The 3,007-nt window shown below is 66.3% G+C and carries 3 protein-coding genes and 1 pseudogene; 3 read left to right on the plus strand and 1 reads right to left on the minus strand.

What is annotated here, in order from left to right; all coding sequences use genetic code 11:
• The first annotated feature begins 116 nt into the window (after nucleotides 1-116).
• Genes WBF82_RS12830 through WBF82_RS12840 form a run of 3 tightly spaced genes read left to right on the plus strand, consistent with a single transcriptional unit; the run spans nucleotide 117 to nucleotide 2,884 of the window.
• Nucleotides 117-791 carry a GAP family protein gene (locus tag WBF82_RS12830; protein ID WP_424383399.1) on the plus strand — a complete coding sequence of 225 codons (675 nt, stop codon included), beginning with the start codon at nucleotides 117-119 and terminating at the stop codon, nucleotides 789-791.
• Nucleotides 792-822: 31 nt separating this feature from the next.
• Nucleotides 823-1,986, plus strand: coding sequence for an FAD-binding oxidoreductase (locus WBF82_RS12835; protein WP_424383400.1), 1,164 nt, complete (start codon nucleotides 823-825; stop codon nucleotides 1,984-1,986).
• Nucleotides 1,987-1,996: 10 nt separating this feature from the next.
• Nucleotides 1,997-2,884, plus strand: a complete 888-nt coding sequence (locus tag WBF82_RS12840; RefSeq protein WP_424383401.1) for an aldose 1-epimerase — start codon at nucleotides 1,997-1,999, stop codon at nucleotides 2,882-2,884.
• Here the strand turns inward: WBF82_RS12840 and WBF82_RS12845 are convergent.
• Nucleotides 2,881-3,007 (minus strand): annotated as a pseudogene (locus WBF82_RS12845) (heat shock protein transcriptional repressor HspR); the annotation flags it as partial. The gene WBF82_RS12840 and the pseudogene WBF82_RS12845 overlap by 4 nt on opposite strands.

The raw sequence follows: 3,007 nt of genomic DNA on the forward strand, positions 1-3,007 counted from the left end.
CATGAGAGACGATAGCGCCGTTTCAGGTGTGCACTGGCCGCTTTTGACAACACGCCATTGGCGCAAGGATCCGGTCCTACAGGCGCGCGACCGCGGTCGATGCGAAGATTCAGCCCGTGACAGGAAGTTGGAGTTCCTTACTGACGACGCTGATTCCGCTCGCCCTGGTGATCGGGGTCTCGCCGTTCTCAATCGTCCCGGCGGTGTTGGTGCTGCAGACGCCACACCCGCGACCGACCGGGCTCGCCTTCCTGGGCGGTTGGCTGGTGGGGCTGGCCGCGCTGACCGCGATCTTCGTCGCGTCCTCCGGCGCGCTAAGCGGGCTGCGCCACTCTCCACCAACGTGGGCATCCTGGCTGCGCGTCGCGGCCGGGCTTGCACTGATCGGGTACGGGATCTACGAGTGGCTCAACCGCAGCCGCCACACCGAGCCACCGAAATGGATGCGGTCTTTTTCCACCCTGACGCCGCGACGTGCCGGGATAACGGGGCTGGTTTTGGTGGTGGTCCGGATTGAGGTACTCAGCATGTGCGCCTTGGCCGGTTTGGCCATCGGCAGCAGCGGGCTCGGCATCGCGGCCGACTGGATAACCGGGCTGATTTTCCTCGCCGTTGCCTCATCGACGGTCGCCATCCCGGTCTTGGCCTACGCGGCCGCCGGCGAGCGCCTTGACGAGCCGATGACCCGGCTCAAGAACTGGATGGCCAAGAACAACGCCGCGATGATGGCAGCGATCCTGGTGCTGATCGGCCTGATCGTGCTCTACCACGGCGCTAAAGCGCTGTACTGAGCAGCGCTCAGCCCGGATAAAATCGTCGGGCGTGAGCCTCAACGACCGGTATGCGCTGGCGTTGTTGCACGCCGCCATCGACCCGGACGACGCGAACGGGCTCATCGGGCGGTTTTATGCCCGCTGGTTTTCCCTTGACGTTTCCCTGCGTGACCTTTTTCCGCCAGACATGGTCCGCCAGCGAATCGCCTTCGCCCACGCGCTGAACTGGGTTTACGGCGAGCTGGTTGCGCAGCGAGCCGAAGAGCCGGTGGCGTTTTTGGCTCAGCTGGGACGCGACCATCGCAAATACGGGGTGTTGGCCGAGCATTACGAGACGTTGGGCCAGGCGCTGCACGCGACCCTGCGCGACGAGTTGGCCGACGCCTGGACCGATGCCGTCGACGCGGCCGCCGGGCAGTCGCTGAACCTGATCACCGGGGTGATGAGTGGCGCCGCCGACGCCGAGCAGGGGCCGGCCTGGTGGGACGGCACGGTGGTCGAGCAGCTGCGGATCTCTCGCGACCTGGCGGTAGTTCGGCTGCAGTTGGACCGCCCGATGGACTACCACGCCGGCCAGTACGTCAACGTCGCGGTGCCGCAGTGCCCGCGGCGGTGGCGGTATCTGACGCCGGCGATTCCGCCGGATGACAGCGGCGCCATCGAGTTTCACGTCCGCGCGGTTTCCGGCGGCCTAGTCAGCAATGCCATCGTCAACGAGACCCAGCCCGGCGACCGGTGGCGGTTGTCCAGCCCGCACGGCGGGTTGCAGGTCGACCGCGACGGCGGCGACGTGCTCATGGTCGCGGGCAGCACCGGGCTCGCGCCGCTGCGCTCGATCATCATGGACCTCACCCGCTGGGGTGTGAACCCGCGTGTGCACATGTTCTTCGGCGGCCGCTACCCATGCGAGCTCTACGACCTGCCCACCCTGTGGCAGGTCGCCACGCACAATCCGTGGCTGTCGGTGACGCCGGTCTCCGAGCACAGCGGCGACCCCGCCTGGGCCGCCGACTATCCCGACGTGACGCCGCCGCGCGGACTGCATCTGCGACAGACCGGCAAGCTGATGGACGTCGTGACCAAATACGGCGGCTGGGGTGACCGGCAGATTCTGATCTGCGGCGGACCGCAGATGGTGCGCGCAACCAAAGCTGCGCTGATTGCCAAAGGTGCGCCGCCGGAGCGCATCCAACACGATCCGCTGCACAGCTAGTCTTGATCTCGTGCACATCGTCACGCTGGGCGACGCGTCGTCAGATCTGGAAGCCCAGTTCGTCCCGGAGGCCGGCATGATCGGCATCTCACTGACCGACGCGGGCGTCCAACTGCTCGGCCAGCGCCGCGGTCTGGACGCGTATGTGGCCGACGGCAAGACGATGGGCATCCCGATTTTGTACCCGTGGGCAAATCGGCTGGGCGGCAACACTTATACAGCGGAGGGCACCACGGTCACGTTGGCAGCCGGACACGATGGAGTGCGTGCAGATCCCAACGGGCTACCGATTCACGGAGTGCTTGCCGCCTATCCCAACTGGCGGGTGACGCATGAGTCGGCCAACGAGCTGACCGCCGAAGCAAACTTCGGTGATCAGGACTTGTTGGCCAGCTTTCCGTTTCCGCATCGATTGGCGCTGACCGTCACGCTGACCGAGCGGACCTTGCGGGTGCGCTCCTCGGTGGCGCCCACCGGGGATCGGCCAGTGCCGCTGTGTTTCGGTTTTCACCCGTATCTCCAGTTGCCGGGTGTGAGGCGCGACCAGTGGATTATCGAGACCCCTGCGATGCGGCACCTCAAGCTCGACGAGCGAGGCCTGCCCACCGGCGAGACGACACTGCAACCCGCCATAACTGAAGCATTGGGCGACAAGGCTTTTGACGACGGATACGACGAGGTCCCCGATGACGCCGTGTTCGCGGTGTCCGGTGGTGACCGTCGGATCGAGGTGCATTTCGAGCAGGGGTATCCGGCGGCGCAGATCTTCGCACCGCTCAGCGAAGACGTCGTGTGCTTCGAGCCGATGGCCGCCCCGACCGATGCGCTGCGCCGCGGCGGTTACCTGTCCGCGCCGCCGGGCGATTGGGGCGTCGCCCAGTTTTCCATCCGTGCCTAGCGCCGGGGTTGCCAGACCACCACTGCGGTGCTCTTGGGCACAACCGCGAGGTCGCGTCGCTGGTTGGCGCGCAACGCCTCGATCTCGGCGGCCATCTCGGCCAGCCGTGACTGTAGCGCCTCG

It is taken from the genome of Mycobacterium sp., assembly GCF_049673265.1.
Classification (GTDB): Bacteria; Actinomycetota; Actinomycetes; order Mycobacteriales; family Mycobacteriaceae; genus Mycobacterium.